Origin of the sequence: Planctobacterium marinum (assembly GCF_036322805.1) — a bacterium.
GTDB classification, from domain to species: domain Bacteria; phylum Pseudomonadota; class Gammaproteobacteria; order Enterobacterales; family Alteromonadaceae; genus Planctobacterium; species Planctobacterium marinum_A.
Map to the genome: position 1 here is coordinate 4,044,198 of NZ_AP027272.1, position 24,279 is coordinate 4,068,476.

The 24,279-nt window shown below is 45.9% G+C and carries 16 protein-coding genes; 9 read left to right on the forward strand and 7 right to left on the reverse strand.

The features are described from left to right. The first annotated feature begins 16 nt into the window (after positions 1-16). The 3 genes from AABA75_RS17920 to AABA75_RS17930 all read left to right on the forward strand — a co-directional run bounded on the left by AABA75_RS17920 (position 17) and on the right by AABA75_RS17930 (position 3,414). The gene (locus tag AABA75_RS17920; RefSeq protein ID WP_338294104.1) at positions 17-766 is read left to right on the forward strand and encodes a response regulator transcription factor; all 750 of its coding nucleotides are present in this window, start codon (positions 17-19) and stop codon (positions 764-766) included. A gap of 7 nt (positions 767-773) precedes the next feature. Then, complete coding sequence (locus tag AABA75_RS17925; protein ID WP_338294105.1) at positions 774-2,204, forward strand: sensor histidine kinase; 1,431 nt, start codon at positions 774-776, stop codon at positions 2,202-2,204. A gap of 106 nt (positions 2,205-2,310) precedes the next feature. Continuing rightward, positions 2,311-3,414, forward strand: coding sequence for a hypothetical protein (locus AABA75_RS17930; RefSeq protein ID WP_338294106.1), 1,104 nt, complete (start codon positions 2,311-2,313; stop codon positions 3,412-3,414). 94 nt (positions 3,415-3,508) lie between these two features. Here the strand turns inward: AABA75_RS17930 and AABA75_RS17935 are convergent, their stop codons facing one another. Next, a complete protein-coding gene (locus AABA75_RS17935) occupies positions 3,509-3,769 on the reverse strand; it encodes a DUF6356 family protein (RefSeq protein ID WP_338294107.1) in 261 nt (86 codons plus the stop codon). Between the two features lie 89 nt (positions 3,770-3,858). Between AABA75_RS17935 and AABA75_RS17940 the strand changes: the two genes are divergently transcribed. The 5 genes from AABA75_RS17940 (at position 3,859) to AABA75_RS17960 (ending at position 8,912) form a co-directional block, all read left to right on the forward strand. Next, complete coding sequence (locus AABA75_RS17940; RefSeq protein WP_338294108.1) at positions 3,859-4,884, forward strand: helix-turn-helix domain-containing protein; 1,026 nt, start codon at positions 3,859-3,861, stop codon at positions 4,882-4,884. A gap of 195 nt (positions 4,885-5,079) precedes the next feature. Next, on the forward strand, positions 5,080-6,231 hold the full coding sequence (locus tag AABA75_RS17945) for a nuclear transport factor 2 family protein (RefSeq protein ID WP_338294109.1): 1,152 nt from the start codon (positions 5,080-5,082) through the stop codon (positions 6,229-6,231). 212 nt (positions 6,232-6,443) lie between these two features. Further along, complete coding sequence (locus AABA75_RS17950) at positions 6,444-7,550, forward strand: hypothetical protein (protein WP_338294110.1); 1,107 nt, start codon at positions 6,444-6,446, stop codon at positions 7,548-7,550. Positions 7,551-7,685: 135 nt separating this feature from the next. Further along, on the forward strand, positions 7,686-8,171 hold the full coding sequence (locus tag AABA75_RS17955) for a DUF2726 domain-containing protein (RefSeq protein WP_338294111.1): 486 nt from the start codon (positions 7,686-7,688) through the stop codon (positions 8,169-8,171). Then, on the forward strand, positions 8,172-8,912 hold the full coding sequence (locus AABA75_RS17960; RefSeq protein WP_338294112.1) for a hypothetical protein: 741 nt from the start codon (positions 8,172-8,174) through the stop codon (positions 8,910-8,912). It abuts the gene before it with no gap. A 1,147-nt stretch (positions 8,913-10,059) separates the two neighbouring features. Here the strand turns inward: AABA75_RS17960 and tuf are convergent. From tuf to rpsL, 4 genes are all read right to left on the reverse strand, one after another. Further along, positions 10,060-11,244: an elongation factor Tu gene (gene tuf / locus AABA75_RS17965; RefSeq protein ID WP_338294113.1), complete on the reverse strand. Its 1,185-nt coding sequence runs from the start codon at positions 11,242-11,244 to the stop codon at positions 10,060-10,062. 78 nt (positions 11,245-11,322) lie between these two features. Then, positions 11,323-13,425 carry an elongation factor G gene (gene fusA / locus AABA75_RS17970; protein WP_338294114.1) on the reverse strand — a complete coding sequence of 701 codons (2,103 nt, stop codon included), beginning with the start codon at positions 13,423-13,425 and terminating at the stop codon, positions 11,323-11,325. A 238-nt stretch (positions 13,426-13,663) separates the two neighbouring features. Beyond that, on the reverse strand, positions 13,664-14,134 hold the full coding sequence (rpsG, locus tag AABA75_RS17975; RefSeq protein WP_338294115.1) for a 30S ribosomal protein S7: 471 nt from the start codon (positions 14,132-14,134) through the stop codon (positions 13,664-13,666). A gap of 73 nt (positions 14,135-14,207) precedes the next feature. Then, positions 14,208-14,582, reverse strand: coding sequence for a 30S ribosomal protein S12 (gene rpsL, locus AABA75_RS17980; protein WP_338294116.1), 375 nt, complete (start codon positions 14,580-14,582; stop codon positions 14,208-14,210). A gap of 327 nt (positions 14,583-14,909) precedes the next feature. Between rpsL and AABA75_RS17985 the strand changes: the two genes are divergently transcribed. Beyond that, entirely contained in the window at positions 14,910-15,650 is a 741-nt protein-coding gene (locus AABA75_RS17985) for a tellurite resistance TerB family protein (RefSeq protein WP_338294117.1), read from the forward strand. 85 nt (positions 15,651-15,735) lie between these two features. On the opposite strand, the gene rpoC is transcribed toward AABA75_RS17985, so the two are convergent. Then, on the reverse strand, positions 15,736-19,920 hold the full coding sequence (gene rpoC / locus AABA75_RS17990) for a DNA-directed RNA polymerase subunit beta' (protein ID WP_338294118.1): 4,185 nt from the start codon (positions 19,918-19,920) through the stop codon (positions 15,736-15,738). 102 nt (positions 19,921-20,022) lie between these two features. Further along, a complete protein-coding gene (rpoB, locus tag AABA75_RS17995; RefSeq protein WP_338294884.1) occupies positions 20,023-24,051 on the reverse strand; it encodes a DNA-directed RNA polymerase subunit beta in 4,029 nt (1,342 codons plus the stop codon). Positions 24,052-24,279 lie beyond the last annotated feature (228 nt).

A 24,279-nucleotide genomic window follows, 5' to 3' on the forward strand; every position in this document is an offset into this window, starting at 1 on the left:
AAGGAATAGCACTCCCGTGACCATTTTTTCACAGCCCATCCTGGTTGTTGAAGACAACCACACCACAGCAAAAACCTTGAGTATTTTCCTCAATGGTGCAGGCTACGAGGTGAACTGCGTTGCCAATGGTTCAGAGGCACTTATTGAATTTCACAGCAAACCCTATGCGCTCATCCTGCTGGATATCATGATGCCAGGCATCGATGGTTTAACGGTTTGTCAGAAAATCAGACAAACCAGCGACATTCCCATCGTAATGCTAACAGCCAAATCCAGTGAAGATGACATAGTGAATGGCCTCGAAAGCGGGGCCAACGACTATGTCTGTAAGCCCTTTGGAGCTAAAGAGTTAATAGCCCGAATCAAAAACTGCTTACGCAACGCCAAAGCATTAGAAAGTACCCCAGCCCTTATCGAGTTGGGTAGCATAATGTTGGCACCAGAGCAGCGTAAAGTATGGCTGAATCAGGAAGAGCTCAAACTCACCAAAAGCGAGTACAGCATTTTGTACAGCATGATTCAGCAGGTTGGCAGAGTGTTCACGCGAGAGCAGTTAATTAACCAAGCACTGGGAGAGCAATACGAAGGGTTTGAACGCACTATCGATACTCACATATGGAGTTTGCGCAAAAAGCTTAAAGAGCCCAAAGGCCAGCCTCGATACTTGCATTCCGAAATGGGAATTGGTTATCGACTTGAAGATGTAAAGCCGGAAACTAATGCGATAAAAAATGGCGAGTCCCAAACGACTAACCAAACTAACTGAGAAGCACATGACAAGGCTGCAATTTACCCGAAGTTTAACATTCCGCATGGTTTCTTTGATGCTACTGACCGCGATAACTGGCATCATTATTGTGGCGGTTATTATTCACCAGGCAACGCGCAGCAACTTTGATGTCCAACGTACCAATTGGCAAGCATTGGCAGAGCAAAACCCCAGTGTCATTCAAGCGCAGTTATTAGCACAATATGAAGAGAGTGGCATGCGAGGAGCCTGTCAGGTGCTGGACAAACTGGATGCTAACTTGCTCACCATAGATGTGGTGCTCACCGATAACAATCAAACGGTACATTGTGCCAGTAAACCGCGCTTCAATTTTGCTCAGGTGGTATTTCATGGCTCGGGCGTTGTACGGTTATTCTCTGATAGCGACGAAGTTATGGCTTACGACCTGGCTGTCGCAGAATCCTTACCGCTAAAAAACACATCAGGAGATATCGAAGGTTGGGCCATGAGTGTTGAGGCCAAGCCGCTGATGCTAGCCGGTAGCGAGTTTGCCTGGCGTATCTGGCAGCAATCCGGGATCTGGGTTGGATTCACACTGATACTAATTGCTTTATTTGCTGCGTGGGCGATTAACAGGATAATGCGTCCCATCGCTGTAATTACCAAGGCTTCTGAGCGTCTACGTCTCGGTGACATTCCCAGCCCACTCGCCAACCATGGCAACACCACAGAATTAACAGCGCTTACAGATACCTTTAACAGGGCCACACAAGCCCTTACCGAAACAGAAAAACTCAGACAGCAACTGGTATCTGACATCGCCCATGAATTACGCACTCCGGTTACCAATATCAAAGGGCAGTTGGAGGCCCTGCAATTGAGATTAATCACAGACAATGACGAGTTTCATCATACGGTGGCCAATGAAGTGATGTTATTACAGCAACTTATCAGTGATTTTCAAGATTTGGCTCAAACCGACTCTGGTCAAATTTGCCTGAACCTGAACAGCTTTCCCCTGCTGGATTTGATGGAAGACTGTCTGTTAAGCCAAAAACGTCAGGGAATCACCATCAGCATTAATATCCCCCACACAGTCAGCGTGCGCACCGATGAACTGCGTTTCCGCCAAATCATGTTAAACCTGTTAGAAAACGCCCGTCGCGCTAAACCCGAGCAATTACATGTAGAAGTATCGGCGATAGAACAAGGCAACGAGGTGGTAATCACTTTCTGTGATAATGGGCCGGGCATTGATGAGTCGGACGTACCCCATATTTTTGACCGTTTTTACCGCGCTGAAAAATCCAGGAATCGCAACTCAGGAGGTTCAGGCTTGGGGTTGGCGATAGTGAAAGGGTTACTTTTGCGTATGCATGGTGATATTCGCTATCAATCAGCTGAGCCTTGCGGCGCGAGTTTCATCATAACCTTGCCCTGCGGCACTGCCATCAAGGAAGGTGCAGACACATAAATTTACATTCAGAGCGCTGTTATCAGTGGAATCTTGATAAGAAATTGACAGCCATCCATAACACTGACTCCTGTTTAAAGTGCATATACCCAAAGGAGACAGAGTCATGCCAAACCTCATCACATACGCTCGCAAAGCGGCTAATTTTACATGCACAGTAGGGTTACTTTTCGCCAGTGTGCAAAGCTCGGCCATTGAGTTTGAAAACTATCAATTAGAGGGCAACCCGGAAAATGCCACTGTAATGGAGTATCGCGGCCGACCGGCTCTACAAATTACTGGAGGGCGTTACTGGTTTAGTGACATGACCCTGTCCGACGGTGTGATTGAGTTTGACGCCGCGATGGATGAATCCCACACCTTCTTTGGCCTTATTATGCGGGCTGAGAGCGATAATCATTTTGAAAACATCTATTTGCGCGCCCATCTCAATAAAAAGCCTGATGCCATGCAATATATGCCGGTAGTCAACGGCATCTCTTCGTGGCAGATCTTTTCTGATCAAAACGCCATCAGCGCAGCTAAATACGACTACAACGACTGGAATAAAGTTAAAATAGTGGTACAAGGCGACAAAGCCGATATTTATGTCAATTCCAATGAACCCACCCTGCACGTGCCAGATTTAAAGACCGATATTAAAACGGGCCGACTGGGACTTTGGATGTTCAGTATCGAAAAAACGCCGGTATACTTTAGTAACTTACAGGTAAGAGCGCTAACCCCTGATGACAAGATAGTAGGTACGGCCAAAGAAACGCCAGCCCTGGCAGATGGGTTAATACGCAGCTTTAAAGTCAGTGAGCCAGTGCCTGAAGATACAGTTGGTCATAATCACTGGCTGGATTTAGACATCGATAAACTCAGCTGGCAATCTCTCGAAGTCGAAAGCAACGGGATAGCCAACCTGGCAAAACTGAGTGGTATCGCGGATAAAGCCAATACCGTACTCATTCACGAAAGTATTGAGACAGACAAAGCAGAAATGAGAAAACTGCGCTTTGGCTATTCCGACCGGGTACAGATATTTTTAAATGGCAAACTGGTATTTGCCGGAAATGCCGGTTGGAAACAGCGTGACTACCGCTTTTTGGGCACCATCGGCTTAAATGATGCTGTTGGTTTGTCATTGCAAGAGGGAAAAAATGATCTGGTTATAGCGGTATCAGAAACCTTTGGCGGCTGGGGCTGGACTGCCGCCTGGGAGTAATCAGCCCTTATTGCTGTTAAAACGCTCGACATCAAAAGGTCAGCGGGCTTGAATTCACTTTCCGGCTCTCTGATCTTGCAATAGCGTCTACCCATCAAATCATATATTCAATAACATCTTGCTCTTTTTTATCCCTCAGAGAATTGTTTCTGGCCCGGTTTACCACCATTGAAGAATACAACTCGCGCATTAAGTTGCTGGCAGTTTTTACAAATAAACCTGGAATCAATCCATGTACCAGGCAAACAATCGATGCGATGAATAACTTTATAGCAAAACCCATGGCCACCAGAAAATGTTCGCCATAAGATTCATTTACACTATCAGGATGTTCAATGAAAAGTTTTTTCAGCATAATATCTACCTTCACCTTTCTCTAATACTTGTATCGGAATGTAACTCTGGAAAATGAGTTGGAATGTATTACAGGAAAATAATTTAGCAATGTCTTCTCAACTGTTATTTTTCTTTAGCCTGCTGGGTGCGTTTAACGGTTTACTGTTAGCAATCTGGTTATTCACGCGTAAACCAGCGACGTTGGCTAACCGCTTTTTAGCGATGCTGATTTTTATGATCAGCGTGCGCATTGGTAAATCGGTATTTTTGTTTTTTTCAACAGAGCTTGATTACATCTATCGCCAGATTGGGTTATCCGCTTGTTTTTTAATTGGTCCGGCTCTGTATTTCTATTTTCGCGCCCACCGTGACGCAAGTAAAAGCAAACAGCACGCCTGGCAATGGCACCTCGTAACTCTTTCAGGCATTGTGGTACTAGCAGCCATTTATTTCCCATTTCAGGAGAACACACCGGATATCAACGGTTTAATGTACCGCGGTATCAACTACATTTGGCTGGGTTACTTATTACTGAGCTTACCTATGGCCATACCCGCCATCAAAGCACGCTTTAAACAGAGTCTCAAAACACCATTGGATGCAGAAACCAATATTCAAGCAACGGCATGGCTCGGAACATTTGCCGTATGGCTGGCCTATTTTACCTCCAGCTATACCAGTTATATTGTCGGTGCGTTGTCCTTTTCATTTTTACTTTATTTGACCGTTTTACTGCTGCTCTATGAGCGAAGCAAAAAACAAGAGACACGTTATCAAAACAAAAGAATTGATGAGCAACAGGCGCGAGCCTTGATTGAAAAACTAAAACATCAAATGGAATCAGAAAAACGTTTCACTGATGCCAATTTGACTCTGCCACAACTCGCTAAACTGACGGGCGTAAATGTTCCGCAGTTATCGCAGCTGCTGAACGACAACCTCAATAGTTCATTCAATCAGTTTGTTAACCGATATCGCATTGAAGAAGCCAAGCGCTTGTTAGGTGAAACTCCGCAACTGAGCTTGGAACTGATTGCAGAGCGCTCGGGGTTTAACTCCCAATCTACCTTTTACAATGCCTTTAAGCGGCTGGAGAACACCACGCCAGCGCGTTATCGTCAGCAATTTACCTGAAGCTGATTCTATCTTTAAAATGGAGGATTAAACTTCATACACAAAGACCTTACTGAAAGGTATTCAGCTACCCAGTTACTTCAGTTTTTTATGGATTTATAATTCAGTAATACGGTTTTATAACCCCAGGAGATAAACACTTCCGCATTCAATAGCATCGCTGCAACTTTACGATAAGACTTGCAAAGGTGTTTTATGACCATCAAATCATTATTCTCGATGCTGCGGCTCAGTATTTTGGTGCTGTGCAGTTGGCAAATTCAATTTGCTTCGGCCAAGACCAAAGATCAGGAACAAGCCGCCATCATTGAAACCCTCAACCTGTATTTTCAGGGCACATCCTATAATCAGCCAGACGTGATCAAACAAGCGTTTAGCGATACAGCGATTCTAAACCTGCAAAAGAAAGACGATCCCAATTGGATAGTACCTGCTGCTGAATACATCAGTTGGTTCGAGGGCCAGATTGAAGGCCAATACAATGGACGCATTGGGGAGATTTTGGCCATTGATATTGTGGGCAATATCGCTACGGCCAAGGCTGAGATCCTCTATCCGGAACGCAACTTACGCCTCATCGATATTTTTTTGCTCAAAAAACTCGATGATAGATGGCAAATCATCAGTAAAGCCGCCACCCGAACTGAGGAAAAACGCAACGGCAAACGCATTTTGTTTATTGTATCCAGCGCTCAATTTCACGGGGATTCAGACCTCGCCACGGGTGTTAGTTTTTCTGAGTTAGTAAACGCTTACCATACGTTTGAACAAGGCGGTTACAACGTAGACTTTGTGAGTACTCAAGGCGGTTCAATACCCCTTGCCTACATTAATACTTCCAATCCTCTACACAGACAATATATTTATGACCAAGATTTTATGTTTGCTCTGGCCAACACCAAACACCCACAAGATATAAACCCCGAAGACTATGCTGCTGTGCATTATGTCGGTGGAGGAAATGCCATATATGAGGTGGCAGAGAATCAAACCTTGCAGGATATATCAATGGCCATTTACCAAAAGCACAAGGGTATTGTTTCTTCGGTGTGTCATGGCACCGCAGGGATTGTAAATTTGAAACTAGATGATGGTAGTTACCTGGTTAAAGGAAAACGCATCAGCGGTTATCCTGACGAATATGAACGCATCAGAGCCAGCTATTATTCGCACTTTCCTTTCTCTATCGAACAACTTATTGAACAGCGCGGTGGAGAGTTTTTGTACGGAGGACGTCACGAAGCGTATGTTGAGGTGGACGGACGCATCGTAACGGGCACCAACTATCAATCCAGCAAAGTCGTCGCAGAAAAGATAATGGCGATTTTGGATAAGGCGATGAACTAGTTAGTTAAGGCAGTTATTAAGGGGGCAGGGTGTTTGAAATTGTGTGCAAAAAATTCTTTCAAATACTCTGGCTCCTTTTTTACCACTCTTTTTTTACGACTATTTTTTAGCTCCAACAGAAAATATTTTCACCTCACTTAACCCCTTTTGCTACATTAGCCCGTTCTTACCGGTAACAATAAAAACAACACCTGAAAGAGAACAGAAGCTGAATGAGAGCGATTTTTACTATTTCCCTGCTACTTTTGCTATTGAATGGCTGTGCGCTATTCAGCAAGCAAAAGTCCAACGACATCCCTTTTCGTTTACTCAACAACCATATTCTTCTGCCAGTAAAAGTTAACGGCAAATCCATGGAGTTTGTATTAGATACCAGTGCGCAACATACTCACCTGCTCACAAGCGAACACAGTCAAGCCACAGAAGCTGAAGTGGATTCCGTTGCGATTGGCAACCTACCAATTCCTTTGCATAAAACCGATAGTAAGCACCCACATAACAACTATCACAGTTATATTGCTGGGATCGTAGGGCAGGATTTGTTTAAACACAAAATTCTGGAAATTAACTACGATACACAGCGTATCACCCTGCACCCACCTCGACTGTTTGATAAGGGCATCAAGTCAGCGAATGAACATTGGTCAACCATGCCGTTAAAAACTAAAGGGCAACAATGGATTATCGAAATGCCCCTGACTCTGGGTAAACAATCACAATATTTTGAGTTCGCTTTAGATACCGGCTTCAATCAAGATTTTCTGTTTAGCAAAGAAGAATTGGGAGAGGCGTTAACGCCGCTTTATTCCTACATCACCCCTTATTTAGATGTGGATGGGCATCAGGAATTTGAAGTGTATCCACTGGACCGAACCTACCTGGGCGCCCATGCCATTATCTGGCCGCTGATCAACACGCCGCTAAATGATGTACCAGATAAGCAGATTTCAAACGTTCACCCCATCGGCAAAGTGGGTAACGCCGTACTTTCTCGGTTTAACCTCATTATTGATGTCCAGAGAGACACCTTGTACTACCAGGAAAACCAACGCCATCATGTTAAAAACCTACCAGATCGCAGTGGCTTAACCATCACTCCACATCCACAAGGCGCCAAAGTCACCAGCGTCACCGCCAAAGCTACAGACCTATTGCAAATCAACGACGTTATTCAATCCTACGAAACCGTGGATATTAATCAAAACACCTTCGATGGCTTCCGCCTGATGCTATCTTCCGAAGCAGAGCGAATGTGGATTTGTTGGCTAAGAGACAATGAAAGACAGTGCGGTCATCTGGAGATGGGGTATCGGATGTGACAGAGTTGAGCATGACAACGCCCTAAATCTGCTAAACAACGTAAAGGCACCATTTCACCTCTAAATGTTTTTTTCTTTTCACTTATATAAAAGTGTGACATGGTAGATTTTATGAGTATTTTTTGATCCCACGCCATGGAAGCGCTTAACCAATTAACGCCACTGTTTTTAAGTCTATTTGTATTGTTCTCGGTGGTGGGATTACTCAAAACTATTTCCCGACAAAGCAAACCGCAATTCAATTACCGTCAAACTGAGCACCTGTTTACCCCAGCCGAAGTTGAGTTTTACAAAAACCTTAAAGCCAGTGTAGGTGACGAATATCTCATCTTTGGCAAAGTCAGAGTCGCAGATGTACTAAGGCCAGAAAGAGGCCTTAACCGTTCTCACTGGCAAACCGCTTTTAACCGTATCGCCATGAAACACTTCGATTTTATCCTCTGCGATCCCAAATCCTTGGAAGTGAAATGTGCAATCGAACTAGACGACAAAACCCACAAACGAGGTAAGTCTCATAGGCGAGATTTGTTTTTGGATGAAGTTTGTGAAGGGGCGGGATTGAAGTTGATGAGGAGCCAAGGAAGAGACAAACTCTTTTTCACTGATATTGAGCGAGTGTAAATGAACCAAGCTATAGAGTCTCAAAATAGAAAGTTCAATACAACGAAAATACTGGAAGCCATTGCTCTTCTCTCAACTTTATTCGCCATTTTGATGTTTGTAATTGGGCATTTATCTGCTTCGATTTACTTCGGAGCATTTGACATTGATTACTCAAAGTATGCTGAGACAGAAACAGCATTCAGATTTGCTATTCAATCCACTAATGCGGTCTTAGCATTTATCAGCTCTATTGTTGTTTCAATTGTTATATTGATATTTGTCGGAAAACTAATTTCGGAAGCTGAATCTAAAAATAAATCGAGTATTAGATTGTTTATCTATTTACAGGTTTCAGTTTTTACGATTCTTTTTAGTATTTCCTTTATCTGGACAGACATTAACCCAAAAGAAGACCTTATACAAAGGCAGTATATACCCTATGAGGTCTCCTTTGCTCAAAATAAGAAGCCTATATATTGTGTCGCGACTCTAGGAACAATTGGGGATTATCAAGTTTTTATAGATGATAAATTGCAAACAAGTTTAGTGGCAACGAAATCAATTCTATCAGTAAAGCAAATGTTTAAACCTATCCCTATTGAAAGTATAGGAAGAGGCGCATCAACAAGATTTAATCGTAATTATATAGGAGAGAGAGACAGGTGGTTAAAAAAATGGAATAACTCCTGTTCAGGGAACTACACATTTGAGTTATTTGACTTTAACGAAAACCTTGAAACTGGCCCACCACGTCCGTAGCAAATCAATAAACAGCGCAGAGTTAAAATTACTCTGGCAATTGATTCGAAGTCCGAACAGTTTTCCCTTTGACGCGCAATAAACTGAGCTATCAGATTAAGCAACGATGAGAGGTATCAGGGAAGATACCTCAATCAATGCCAGCACAGGGACGTGCTGTCATTGATGGTCGTCGTTGTGCTGATGGCGAAGTTTATGCTGTTGCGCGGCCAAGGGCTGCGGGGGATTCTTAAGGGGGGCGCAGCCGCTCCCCTTAAGGTGCCGTCGGCACACCGACAAAATATGTTCAATTAGAAATAAAGTGTTGATTTACATATCGTTGTCGAGATAAATCTCGACCTACAGGTACAAAAAAGGCCGCTAGCGCGACCTTTTTTAACGTGTGGTGTTAACCTTAGAGCTATTTTTGCAGTAAGGTGAACTCGTCCTTGGTGTAATCAAAAGCATCGGTCTGGCACACTCACAGGTTTAAACCATCCATGGTAAGGGCTTCCAGCTCGGCGTCCACTTGCCTCGCGTTCGACGCTGAAATTGCTCCAGGTATTACTCCGGACTCCTGTCCTTCGCCCTCCGGGCCATTCTTCGGATGTTTAAAAATATTCCAGACATTTTTATCGCAATTTCCGGGCGCGTCTCACCCACCTGTGGTCGTACAGCTGGCGCCAGATACAAAAAAAGCCGCTAAAAGCGGCTTTTTTGTATGCTTCGTTTAAAAATTATTAGTACTCGGGCTATCCCTGCCCTCGCCCCTTCGGGGCCGTGCTAAAGCACGTTCAAAAATGCTCCCGACATTTTTGTCAATAATTTCAAGATTACGTTCTCGCACAAAAAAGGCCGCTTGCGCGACCTTTTTTAACGTGTGGTGTTAACCATCGATATTAGTCGATGATTTTAGATACAACACCAGCACCTACGACCGCCATGGATGGCGGAAGTGTCGAAAACGCAGGAGCAGTTTTCGACCTGTACGACCACGTTACTCCGGGCTGTCCCTGCCCTTCGCCCCTTCGGGGCCGCGCTAAAGCGCGTTCAAATTTGTTCCCGACAAATTTGTCACTCCGTGAAGGCTCCAGAACTGTTTTGGCGGGCGCACAATCAAAAAAGGCGCTCACAGAGCGCCTTCTTTCTTTAAGTGCAATCGTCGAAATTAATCGATGATCTTGGAAACTACGCCCGCACCAACAGTTCTTCCACCTTCACGGATTGCGAAGCGCAGACCTTCGTCCATCGCGATTGGCGCAATCAGTTCTACTACGAACTTAAGGTTGTCACCAGGCATTACCATTTCTACGCCTTCTGGAAGCTCTACAGCACCTGTTACGTCAGTTGTACGGAAGTAGAACTGTGGACGGTAACCTTTGAAGAAAGGAGTATGACGGCCACCTTCGTCTTTGCTCAGTACGTATACTTCTGCTTCGAACTTAGTGTGTGGGTTGATTGAACCAGGCTTAGCCAATACTTGACCACGCTCTACTTCGTCACGCTTAGTACCACGAAGAAGAACACCAACGTTCTCACCGGCACGACCTTCGTCAAGCAACTTACGGAACATCTCAACACCAGTACAAGTAGTAGTTGTAGTCTCTTTGATACCTACGATTTCTACTTCTTCACCAACTTTAACGATACCTTGCTCAACACGACCAGTTACTACTGTACCACGGCCTGAGATTGAGAATACGTCTTCGATAGGCAGGATGAACGGCTTGTCGATAGCACGCTCTGGCTCTGGGATGTAAGAATCCAGTGCTTCACCTAGTTCGATAACTTTCTTTTCCCACTCTGCGTCGCCTTCAAGCGCCTTAAGAGCAGAACCTTGAATCACTGGCAAGTCGTCACCAGGGAATTCATATTCAGTCAGAAGTTCACGTACTTCCATTTCTACAAGCTCTAACAGCTCTTCATCGTCAACCATGTCACACTTGTTCATGAATACGATGATGTAAGGTACGCCAACCTGACGACCTAACAGGATGTGCTCACGAGTCTGAGGCATAGGGCCGTCAGTCGCTGCTACAACCAAAATAGCACCGTCCATCTGTGCCGCACCAGTGATCATGTTTTTAACATAGTCAGCGTGTCCAGGACAGTCTACGTGTGCGTAGTGACGAGTAGGAGTATCGTACTCAACGTGTGAAGTTGCGATTGTGATACCACGCTCGCGCTCTTCTGGAGCGTTATCGATTTGATCGAAAGCCTGTGCAGAACCACCGTAAGTTTTTGCTAATACAGTAGTGATCGCTGCAGTCAGAGTTGTTTTACCGTGGTCAACGTGGCCGATTGTACCTACGTTTACGTGCGGTTTCGTACGTTCAAACTTTTCTTTTGCCATTGTTCTCTATTTCCTAAATTTCAAAAAGTCCGGTCACGAATCCCCTAAAAGAGACGGTGATACCCGGACCGAACTTACTTAATTTCTTGCCTCAATAATGCCTTTAGCAACATTATTAGGGGCTTCTGCATAATTGTGGAACTCCATAGAATATGAAGCTCGCCCTTGCGTCGCAGACCGCAAATCTGTGGCATAACCAAACATTTCAGACAAAGGAACCTTGGCACGTATTATCTTAATACCGCCAATACCGTCTTCCATACCTTCAATTACACCACGACGACGATTCAGATCACCTACTACATCTCCCATCCAATCTTCGGGAGTTGTAACTTCAACCTTCATCATGGGTTCAAGCAAAACAGGATTTGCTTCCGAGCAACCTTGTTTAAAGCCCATCGAACCCGCTATCTTAAAGGCCATTTCTGAAGAGTCAACATCATGATAAGAACCATCGAATAATGTCACCTTAACATCGAGCACAGGATAGCCTGCCAGGACACCAAAATGCATTTGTTCTTCACAGCCTTTATCAACCGCAGGGATGAATTCTTTGGGAACTGCACCACCGACAATTTCGTTAACAAATTCATAGCCTTTGCCCTCTTCCTGAGGTTCAACACGCAGCCACACATGACCATACTGGCCACGTCCACCAGACTGACGTACGAATTTACCTTCCACTTCCACTGATTTGCGAATCGTTTCGCGGTAAGCAACCTGTGGATTACCCACGTTACATTCCACTTTAAATTCGCGCTTCATGCGGTCGATGATGATATCCAGGTGCAACTCACCCATACCGGAGATAATCGTCTGCCCGGACTCTTCATCTGTTTTTACTCTAAAAGAAGGATCCTCTGCTGCCAGCTTGCCCAAAGCAATCGACATTTTTTCCTGGTCAGCTTGAGATTTTGGCTCTACCGCGATGGAAATTACCGGCTCCGGAAATTCCATACGCTCCAGGGTGATCACATGATTTGGATCGCAAAGCGTGTCACCGGTAGTAACATCTTTTAAGCCAATCGCTGCTGCGATATCGCCAGCGCGCACTTCTTTTAATTCTGCACGGTCTTTAGCGTGCATCTGCACGATACGACCAAAGCGTTCTTTTTTACCTTTAACCGGGTTGTATACGGCATCGCCGGTATTTACTACACCTGAGTAACAACGGAAGAAGGTTAAGGTTCCCACAAATGGGTCGGTAGCAATCTTAAAGGCCAACGCCGAGAACGGCTCTTTGTCATCAGCATGACGCTCGTCTTGCGACTCGTCAGTATCATCTTTGTGGCCCTGAATAGCAGGTACTTCAACAGGAGACGGTAAATACTCGATTACCGCATCCAGTACCGCCTGAACACCTTTGTTTTTAAACGCCGAGCCACACGTGGCTAATACGATTTCGTTATTCAAAGTACGAGTACGCAGCCCAGAGCGAATTTCTTCTTCGCTTAGTTCACCTTCTTCAAGGTACTTTTCCATCAGCTCATCTGAAGCTTCTGCAGCCGCTTCCACCATCTCCATGCGCATTTCTTCAGCTTTATCCTGAAGATCTGCCGGAATGTCTTCGTAATCAAAGGTCATGCCCTGATCTGCTTCATTCCAGTTGATGGCTTTCATCTTGATAAGGTCGATAACCCCTTTGAAGTTCTCTTCGGCACCAATGTTTAGTTGAATTGGTACACAGGTGGCACCCAAACGCTTGCGAATTTGTTCAACAACACGTTCGAAGTCGGCACCGGCACGGTCCATTTTATTAACAAACACCATGCGTGGTACGTGATATTTGTTCGCTTGACGCCAGACCGTCTCGGATTGTGGCTCAATACCTGAAGAACCACAGAACACCACTACCGCACCATCCAGTACGCGCAAAGAACGCTCTACTTCGATAGTGAAGTCAACGTGTCCGGGTGTGTCGATAATATTGATGCGGTGCTGGTCGTACTGGGCCTGCATCCCTTTCCAGAAGCAGGTGGTGGCCGCAGAGGTAATGGTAATACCGCGCTCTTGCTCTTGTTCCATCCAGTCCATGGTGGCCGCACCATCATGTACTTCACCAATCTTGTGAGACAAGCCAGTGTAGAATAAAACCCTTTCGGTAGTGGTCGTTTTTCCCGCGTCCACGTGAGCTACGATACCGATGTTGCGGTATAACTCAATGGGAGTAGTACGAGCCATAGTGTCCTCTCAATTAAAGGAAATTATCGGTGTTGATTCATGCAACTCCGCACGAATCCAATCAATTCTCATTCAAGAAAATAATTCTTTTTGCAAAAAGCATTTTCTTGAACCACAAAAGAGCATGTCTCTTGCTATATCTCGTCAACATAAATGTCGACCTACATAACGTATTACGGAGAGGACTAGCCTCTCCGTGATAACCAAACAAATTTGGATTTTTGCTACTGCCAGCAGATTACCAGCGGTAGTGTGCGAACGCTTTGTTCGCTTCAGCCATACGGTGAACGTCTTCACGTTTCTTAACCGCAGAACCTTTGTTTTCTGACGCATCAGCCATTTCAGCAGCAAGGCGCAACGCCATAGATTTTTCACCACGCTTACGAGCAGCTTCAACCATCCAACGCATACCTAATGCATTGCGACGTACAGGGCGAACTTCAACCGGTACCTGGTAGGTAGAACCACCAACACGGCGAGATTTAACCTCTACGTTAGGACGGATGTTGTCCAGAGCAGCTTCGAAAATGTCCAGGTGATCTTTACCTGTTTTTTCAGCAGCGGCGTCTAGTGCACCGTAAACGATTTTTTCAGCAGTTGATTTTTTGCCGTCTAGCATAACAACATTAATGAATTTAGCTAACAGCTGTGATCCGAACTTAGGATCAGGTAGGATTTTACGTTGTCCTACGACTCTTCTTCTTGGCATCTTAATTCTCCGAATTGATTCAGGATTATCCCAAAACGTTAATACTTAGTTTGGCCTTACTAACGGAGAACCGTTAAGACTTGGGCCTTTTCGTTCCGTACTTAGAACGGGCTTGCTTACGGTCGTTAACACCTGCACAGTCAAGCGTACCGCGAACTGTGTGATAACGAACACCTGGTAGATCTTTAACACGACCACCACGGATTAATACAACACTGTGTTCCTGAAGGTTGTGACCTTCACCACCGATGTATGAACTTACTTCGAAACCGTTAGTCAGACGTACACGACACACTTTACGTAACGCTGAGTTAGGCTTCCTAGGGGTAGTAGTATATACACGAGTACATACACCACGACGTTGTGGACAAGCATCCAGTGCTGCTACGTTGCTTTTCGCAGGCTTTTTAGCACGGGGCTTGCGCACCAGTTGGTTAACTGTTGCCATTCTAGCTCCTAAAAATTAAACAAAAAATTTGGTTCTCATTGAAACTCAATGCGAACCCACTGCTGATTTTGCTGCTATAGCCCGAAAATTCAGGCTTTTTTATGAAAAATCCGCGCCCATTAGGGATTTACCCCAAAATGAGGTCGCGAAATTCTATAGATCCGAACCTCAAGTGTCAACTAAATAAACAATTTGACGGTTGTTTGAGCAGACTCGCCCCTATGGATTTCTGATTAATCCACAGAAATTCTCTGTGACACTTTTTCTCTCAAATACTCTATAAATGAGTGATAGCCTGAAAAAGGTGAATAAAAGAGGCAAGATTTTATGAAAGATCTCCAAAAGATGTTAGGTGGCCTGAGTAAGAGTGGTTTTATGTCGGGTATGGCTGGCGGCGCAGTGAGCGGCGTGATCACAAACCTGGCGATGGGCAAAAGCTCGAAGAAAACCAAGAAAATGGGTAAAAGCGCCCTTAAGGTAGGAGCGCTCGCCGCTGTTGGCGGTTTGGCCTGGAAAGCTTACCAGAGTTATAACCAGCAAAAAACCAATGGGCAAGGTAGTGCACAAGCCTCTAGTCCTGCCTACACTTACACGCCGCAACAACAATCTTCGGCGCAACAGCACACCTATTCAAGGCCAGAGCCAAAAACCTTCAACTATGGTCGGGTTTCAGAGGAGCGTTTTGAGGAAATTATTGAAGACGACAGCGCTGATGGTGGCCAGATGCTGCTAATGCAAGCCATGATTGCCGCTGCCTATGCCGATGGCCATATCGATAGCGACGAACAGCAACGCATTTTCAATCAGGTTGAGCAGATGGATTTATCGGTGGCCGAAAAAGCCTCATTATTCGATGAGCTGCGCCAACCTAAATCCATGCAACAAATCGTTTCCAATGTACCGGATGCCGAGACCGGTGTAGAAGTATACGCAGCGTCTTTGCTGGCCATTGACGAGAGCTTATCTGTTTCTCAGCAGTATCTGGATAACCTGGCGCAACATCTGTGTATACCGCGAGAACTGCGCTCGGCCATTCATAACCAGGCTCAGCAAGCTCGCCTGCAATAGTAACAAACTAATCTGGTTACCTACCGGTGCCGTTTACAGACATAAAAAAAGCGCCATCAGGCGCTTTTTTCAATTGGAGCAGGATTTACTCTTCAGAAGCAGAGTTATCCGCTCCCAAAACTTCCGCGTTAAGTGCTTCAGTCAGTGCTGCTTCTGCTTCTTCGGCAGAAACAGACAGGTCTTCCATGGCGTCCATCTTGTTAGCAAGACGTTTCTTGTGATACGCCAAACCAGTACCTGCTGGGATCAAGCGACCAACGATTACGTTTTCTTTCAGACCACGTAAATCATCTGTCTTACCTTGTACCGCAGCTTCTGTCAGTACCCGCGTAGTTTCCTGGAACGAAGCTGCTGAGATGAAGGATTCAGTGGACAGTGATGCCTTAGTGATACCCAACAATTGCAGTTCGTATTTAGCTGTCAATTTACCGGCTTTTTCCAGTTCACGGTTCGCGATGTGTACCGTCGATACTTCGCACTGTTCGCCTTCCAGGAACATAGTGTCACCTGGATCAGTGATAATACACTTACGCAACATCTGGCGAATTACAACCTCGATGTGCTTATCGTTAATTTTTACACCCTGTAAGCGATAAACTTCCTGAACTTCGTTCACGATGTAGTTAGATACCGCGCTTACGCCACGCAGACGCAAGATATCGTGTGGCGACTCTGGACCGTCAGCGATAACTTCACCTTTTTCGATGTTCTCACCTTCGAATACGTTGATTTGACGCCATTTAGGAATCATCTCTTCGTGGTGATCACCCTCTTTCGGTGTAATCGTCAGACGCTTCTTACCTTTGGTTTCTTTACCGAAACCGATGGTACCGGAGATTTCAGCCAGAATCGCAGGCTCTTTAGGCTTACGCGCTTCGAACAAGTCGGCTACCCGCGGTAGACCACCCGTGATGTCACGAGTCTTCGAGCTTTCCTGAGGAATACGCGCAATGGTATCACCCACTTCAGCCGTTGCACCATCGGCAATATCGATAGTGGTAAAGCTTGGCAGACGAATTTCCTGTAAGCCCACTTCTTCAATTTCCAGAATCAGTTTAGGCTCTTTAGCATTGGCCAGGGACAGGTCTTTAACCACGATACGCGACAGACCAGTCAGGTCGTCTTGCTGCATCTCTGTATTGGAATCATCAACGTCAGAGAAGCTTACTCGCGCTTTACGCTCTACCACGATTGGGTGGGAGTGCGGATCCCAGTTCGCTACAATCGCGCCAGCTTCTACTGCTGCACCATCGTCAACCGACAATTTCGCACCGTAAGGCAATCTGTAACGCTCTTTCTCACGACCAAACTCATCAATTACCGTCAGTTCAGTTGAACGCGATACGATAACAATCTTGCCGTCAGTGTTAGTTACATACTTAGCATTGTGCAGTTTCAGGTGACCATTGTTTTTGATCTGTACGCTGTTTTCTGCAGACGCTCTTGATGCCGCACCACCGATGTGGAAGGTACGCATCGTTAACTGTGTACCTGGTTCACCGATTGACTGTGCGGCGATTACACCCACAGATTCACCAGCGCCAACCATGTGACCTCGTGCAAGGTCACGACCATAACACTTAGCACACACACCGAAGTCGTTTTCACAGGTAATTACCGAGCGAACGATAACCTGGTCTACTGAGTGAGACTCAAGGAAGTCCACCAGTTTTTCGTCAAGCAGTACGTTACGCTCAACCAAGACTTCAGTAGTACCTGGTTTTAATACGTCTTCGGCAACAACACGACCCAATACGCGCTCGCGCAATGGCTCCACAACGTCACCACCTTCAATCAACGGCTTCATGACGATACCGTCAAAGGTGCCACAGTCGTCGTTGTTGATAACAACGTCTTGAGCAACGTCAACCAGACGACGCGTCAGGTAACCTGAGTTAGCTGTCTTCAATGCCGTATCGGCCAAACCTTTACGTGCACCGTGGGTTGAGATGAAGTACTGAAGTACGTTCAGACCTTCACGGAAGTTAGCGGTAATGGGGGTTTCGATGATTGAGCCATCTGGCTTAGCCATCAGACCACGCATACCGGCCAACTGACGAATCTGAGCGGGGCTACCACGAGCACCGGAGTCCGCCATCATGTATACAGAGTTAAGTGAATCTTGCTTCTCGTGCTCACCGTCGCGGTTTAACACCTCTTCGGTAGACAAGTTGCTCATCATCGCCTTAGCAACGCGTTCGTTAGCTGCAGACCAGATATCGATTACTTTGTTGTAACGCTCACCAGCGGTTACCAAACCAGACTGGAACTGCTCCTGAATTTCAGTTACTTCAGCTTCAGCCGCGTCGATGATTTCAGACTTCTCATCTGGAATAACCATGTCGTCGATACCGATAGACACACCAGACTTCATCGCATAATGGAAACCAGTGTACATAACCTGGTCAGCGGTGATTACGGTGTCTTTCAGACCCAAACGACGGTAGCAAGCGTTCAATAATTTTGAGATTTGCTTTTTACCCATTGGCTGATTGATCAGCTCAAAAGGCATGCCTTCTGGTAAGATACCGAACAGAATTGCACGACCAACGGTAGTTTCTACTACAGAGGTTTTTTCGTGGCGATTGCCATCGATATCGATTTCAACTTCAGTTAAACGCACTTTAACGCGAGCGTGCAGTTCTGCCTGGCCTGTGCGGTAGGCTTTTTCTGCTTCTTCTTTGTTCGCGAAAACCATGCCTTCGCCTTTAGCGTTAACACGGGCGCGGGTCATGTAGTACAGACCCAATACAACGTCCTGTGAAGGTACGATGATGGGCTCACCGTTCGCAGGAGACAGGATGTTGTTGGTAGACATCATCAGGGCACGTGATTCCAACTGCGCTTCTAGCGTCAGTGGTACGTGAACGGCCATTTGGTCACCATCGAAGTCGGCGTTATAGGCCGCACATACGAGTGGGTGCAGCTGGATCGCTTTACCTTCGATCAAGATAGGTTCAAATGCCTGGATACCCAGTCTGTGAAGAGTCGGTGCACGGTTAAGTAGTACCGGATGTTCGCGGATAACTTCATCCAGAACGTCCCATACTTCTGCCGCTTCGCGCTCAACCATTTTCTTGGCAGCTTTGATGGTAGTAGCAAGACCACGACCTTCTAACTTACCGTAGATGAAAGGCTTGAACAGTTCCAATGCCATTTTCTTAGGCAGACCACACTGGTGTAGACGCAGTGTTGGACCAACGGTGATTACAGAACGACCAGAGTAATCAACACGCTTACCTAGCAGGTTCTGACGGAAGCGACCTTGCTTACCTTTGATCATATCAGCCAAAGATTTCAAAGGACGCTTGTTAGAACCGGTGATAGCACGACCGCGACGACCATTATCTAATAACGCATCTACCGCTTCCTGCAGCATACGCTTTTCGTTGCGTACGATAATGTCAGGTGCAGCAAGGTCTAATAGACGCTTCAGACGGTTGTTACGGTTGATTACACGACGGTATAAATCGTTCAAATCAGACGTCGCAAAACGACCACCATCTAGTGGTACCAATGGACGCAAGTCTGGCGGCAATACCGGCAGAACCGTCATGATCATCCACTCTGGCTTGTTACCAGATTGTTGGAACGACTCTAATAATTTAAGACGCTTGGTGATTTTCTTTTTCTTAGTTTCAGAGTTGATTGAAGGCAACTCTTCACGCATTGCAGCAACATCTGCATCCACGTCAAGCTCTTGTAACAAATCGAATACCGCTTCGGCACCCATTTTTGCTTCAAACTCATCACCGTGCTCTTCCAGCGAGTCCAGATATTCTTCTTCAGTCAGAAGCTGGCTGCGCTCAAGCGTTGTCATACCTGGCTCGGTAACAACATAAGATTCGAAATACAGCACGCGCTCGATATCACGCAAGGTCATATCCAGCATCAAACCAATACGGCTCGGCAGTGATTTCAGGAACCAGATGTGAGCAACCGGGCTTGCCAGTTCAATGTGACCCATACGCTCACGACGAACTTTGGTCAGGGTAACTTCTACGCCACACTTCTCACAAATTACACCACGGTGCTTAAGACGCTTGTACTTACCACACAAACATTCGTAGTCTTTCACCGGGCCAAAGATACGCGCACAAAACAAACCATCACGCTCAGGCTTGAAGGTACGGTAGTTAATCGTTTCGGGTTTTTTAACTTCCCCGTACGACCAGCTGCGGATCATGTCAGGCGAAGCCAGACCGATTCGAATCTGATCGAATTCTTCAGTTTTGTTTTGTTGCTTAAGAAACTTAAGTAAATCTTTCACGATTTTCTCCCAACGGAGTCACTTATTATTCGATGCCAGTTCCCGTTTCGGTAACTGGCATCGCTACCTGTTCAGTCCCGAAGGACTTTAAAGAGGGTTCTCTTACTGCTCTTCCAGCTCGATGTTGATACCCAGTGAGCGGATTTCTTTCAACAATACATTGAAGGACTCCGGCATACCAGGTTCCATGCGATGGTCTCCGTCGACGATGTTCTTATACATCTTAGTACGACCATTCACGTCATCGGACTTAACCGTCAACATTTCTTGCAGAGTATAGGCGGCACCGTATGCTTCCAGTGCCCACACTTCCATCTCACCGAAACGCTGACCACCGAACTGAGCTTTACCACCCAACGGCTGCTGTGTGACCAGGCTGTAAGAACCAGTAGAACGAGCGTGCATTTTGTCGTCTACCAAGTGGTTCAGTTTCAGCATGTACATGTAGCCCACAGTAACCGGACGCTCAAACTCCTGACCAGTACGGCCATCACACAATTTGATTTGTCCACTTTCCGGGATGTCAGCAAGTGTCAGTAACTCTTTAATCTCGGCTTCAGTTGCACCGTCGAATACTGGCGTTGCAATAGGTACACCTTTGCGCAGATTGTCTGCCAAACGGATAACTTCATCATCAGTGAAAGACGCAATGTCTACTTCCTGACGGTGTGTACCAGAGCTGTAAACCTGAGTCAGGAACTCGCGTAGTTTGGCGATTTCTTGCTGCTCTTTAAGCATGCGGTCAATCTTAACGCCAAGGCCGCGTGCAGCCATACCCAAGTGAGTTTCCAAGATCTGTCCCACGTTCATACGAGACGGAACACCTAGCGGGTTAAGCACGATATCTACCGGCTCACCGTTCTCATCGTAAGGCATGTCTTCTACAGGCTGGATTGAGGAGATAACACCTTTGTTACCGTGACGTCCGGCCATTTTATCACCAGGCTGGATGTGACGTTTAACTGCAAGGTAAACCTTAACAATCTTAAGTACGCCTGGCGCCAGATCATCACCTTGAGTGATCTTGCGACGCTTGTTCTCAAACTTCTTATCGAAGTCGTCTTTAACAGCAGCGTATTGATCAGCGGCTTGATCCAGCTCAGCTTGTGCATCTTCGTCGCGCAGTGGTAAATCGAACCACTTCTCACGCGGTGTGCCATTTAACTTATCTTCAGAGATATTGTTAGCAACCAACAGGTTGCGAGCACGAGCAAAGATACCATCTGCCAAGATACCGAATTCGTCGCCCAGGTCTTTCTTAACCTGACGCAACTGCATGTCTTCGATTTCCAGAGCGCGTTTGTCTTTTTCAACGCCGTCACGAGTGAAGATTTGTACGTCGATAACAGTACCGTGAACAGAGTTAGGTACACGTAAAGAAGTATCTTTAACGTCAGAGGCTTTCTCACCGAAGATAGCACGTAGTAGCTTTTCTTCTGGTGTTAATTGCGTTTCGCCTTTCGGAGTAACTTTACCTACCAGGATATCGCCGCCTTTTACTTCAGCACCGATATAAACCACACCAGACTCGTCCAGCTTGCTCAGCGCAGACTCACCGACATTCGGGATATCTGAACTGATTTCTTCTGGCCCAAGCTTAGTATCACGAGCGATACAGCTTAGTTCCTGGATGTGAATGGTAGTGAAACGGTCTTCTTGCGCTACGCGCTCAGAAATCAGGATTGAATCCTCGAAGTTATAACCGTTCCAAGGCATGAATGCGATACGCATGTTCTGACCCAGAGCCAATTCGCCCAGGTCAGTAGAAGGACCGTCAGCCAATACGTCACCCGCAACCACAGGCTCACCGACATTAACGGTAGGCTTCTGGTTGATACAAGTATTCTGGTTAGAACGCGTGTACTTAGTCAGGTTGTAGATATCGATACCAGCTTCACCCGCCACCATCTCGTTTTCGTTAACTTTAACAACAATACGAGACGCATCTACGAAGTCGATACGACCACCGCGCTTAGCAACAACAGTTACACCTGAGTCGATAGCTACGGTTTTTTCCATACCCGTACCTACTAACGGCTTATCAGCGCGCAGTGTAGGAACAGCCTGACGTTGCATGTTTGAACCCATCAATGCACGGTTGGCGTCATCGTGCTCAAGGAATGGGATAATGCTGGCAGCAACAGAAACGATTTGCTGTGCTGACACGTCCATATATTTAATTTCTTCTTTCGCCATTAAGGTGAATTCACCTTTATAACGACAAGGAACAAGATCATCTGCCAGACGGTTGTTTTCATCCAATTCCGCACTCGCCTGAGCGATTGGATAGTGACCTTCTTCAATAGCAGATAAGTACTCGATGTCTTCTGTTACTTCGCCGTCTACGATCTTACGGTATGGGGTTTCCAGAAAACCGTAATCGTTAGTACGGGCATAGCTAGACAAGGAGTTAATCAAACCGATGTTCGGACCTTCCGGCGTTTCGATAGGACACACACGACCGTAGTGAGTAGGGTGAACGTCTCGAACTTCGAAGCCTGCTCGCTCACGAGTCAAACCGCCCGGACCTAAAGCAGAAATACGACGCTTGTGCGTAACTTCTGACAGCGGGTTGTTTTGATCCATGAATTGCGACAACTGAGAAGAACCGAAGAATTCTTTAACCGCTGCAGAAATAGGCTTAGCGTTGATTAAATCTTGTGGCATCACATTATCGAGATCGCCTAAGCTCAAACGCTCTTTTACAGCACGCTCAACACGTACCAAACCTACGCGGAATTGGTTTTCGGCCATTTCACCGACAGAACGAATACGACGGTTACCCAAGTGGTCGATATCGTCCACATCGTCTTTACCGTCACGGATGGCTATCAGTTGCTGCATAACTGCAACGATATCGCTCTTATCCAGGGTGCCTGAACCAGTCAGCTCATCACGACCTAAACGGCGGTTGAACTTCATACGACCTACAGACGATAAGTCGTAGCGATCATCAGTGAAGAACAGGTTGTCAAATAAGGCTTCTGCCGCATCTTTTGTGGGTGGCTCACCCGGACGCATCATGCGGTAGATTTCAACAAGGGCTTCTAAACGGTTAGTAGAGTTGTCGATACGCAGGGTATCAGACATGTAAGAACCGTGATCCAACTCGTTGATATACAGGGTTTCAAATTCTGTAATACCGGCTTCATACAGGGCATTCAGATTTTCTGCAGTGGCTTCATCGTTAGCGTTAACAATGATTTCACCTGTGCTTTCATCCATATAGGTTCTTGCAATCACACGACCCAACAGGAATTCCACTGGAACTTCCAATTCAGACAGACCTAATTTTTCCATCTGACGAGTGTGTCTTGCAGAGATACGACGCCCCGTTTCTACGATAACGTTGCCTTCGTTGTCTTTGATGTCGAAACGCGCAGTTTCGCCACGCAGACGGTCGGGAACGATAGAAACTTTAAATACGCCGTTATCCAGGATAACTGTATCTTTGTCGAAGAACAGGTCCAGAATTTCTTCTGTGCCCATATCCATAGCGCGCAGAATAATTGACGCCGGTAATTTACGACGGCGGTCAATACGAACGAAAAGATTATCTTTTGGATCGAATTCGAAGTCCAACCAGGAACCGCGGTAAGGGATAACGCGCGCGTTATACAACACTTTGCCGGATGAGTGTGTTTTACCTTTGTCGTGATCAAAGAACACGCCTGGTGAACGGTGAAGCTGAGAAACAATAACACGCTCAGTACCGTTGATTACAAAGGTACCTGTGTCTGTCATGAGTGGAATTTCACCCATGTATACTTCTTGCTCTTTAATATCTTTTACTGTGCCTGGCGCTGCTTCCTTGTCAAATAAAACAAGACGCAACTTAACACGAAGTGGTGCAGAGAATGTCACACCACGAATTTGACATTCTTTGACGTCAAATACTGGTTCGCCCAATCGATAACTTACATACTGCAGCTCTGAATTTCCCGAGTAGCTTTTAATCGGAAAAACAGAACGGAAAGCAGCTTCCAGACCATACTGACCTTCCGCATCGATCTCGATGAACTTACGGAAAGAGTCTAATTGTATGGAAAGTAGATAAGGTATTTCGAGTACCTGGGGGCGTTTACCAAAATCCTTGCGGATACGTTTCTTTTCGCTATAAGAGTAAACCATGGATTCCTCAGCCTGCTGATCTTTAACCCTGATATCTCTTGTAAGAGACATATATGTATTCAGCACCGTTTTACTTTTTTCAATATCAGACCAATACACAGTGCGAATGATTTATTGGTTTGATATTGCTATTTTTTGCGCTTTGAGAGGATAGACACTAAACGGAGAACCTGCACTATCCTACAGCGCAAAAAGGCTGGTGCTCAAATAAGCACCAGCCTAAGCCTT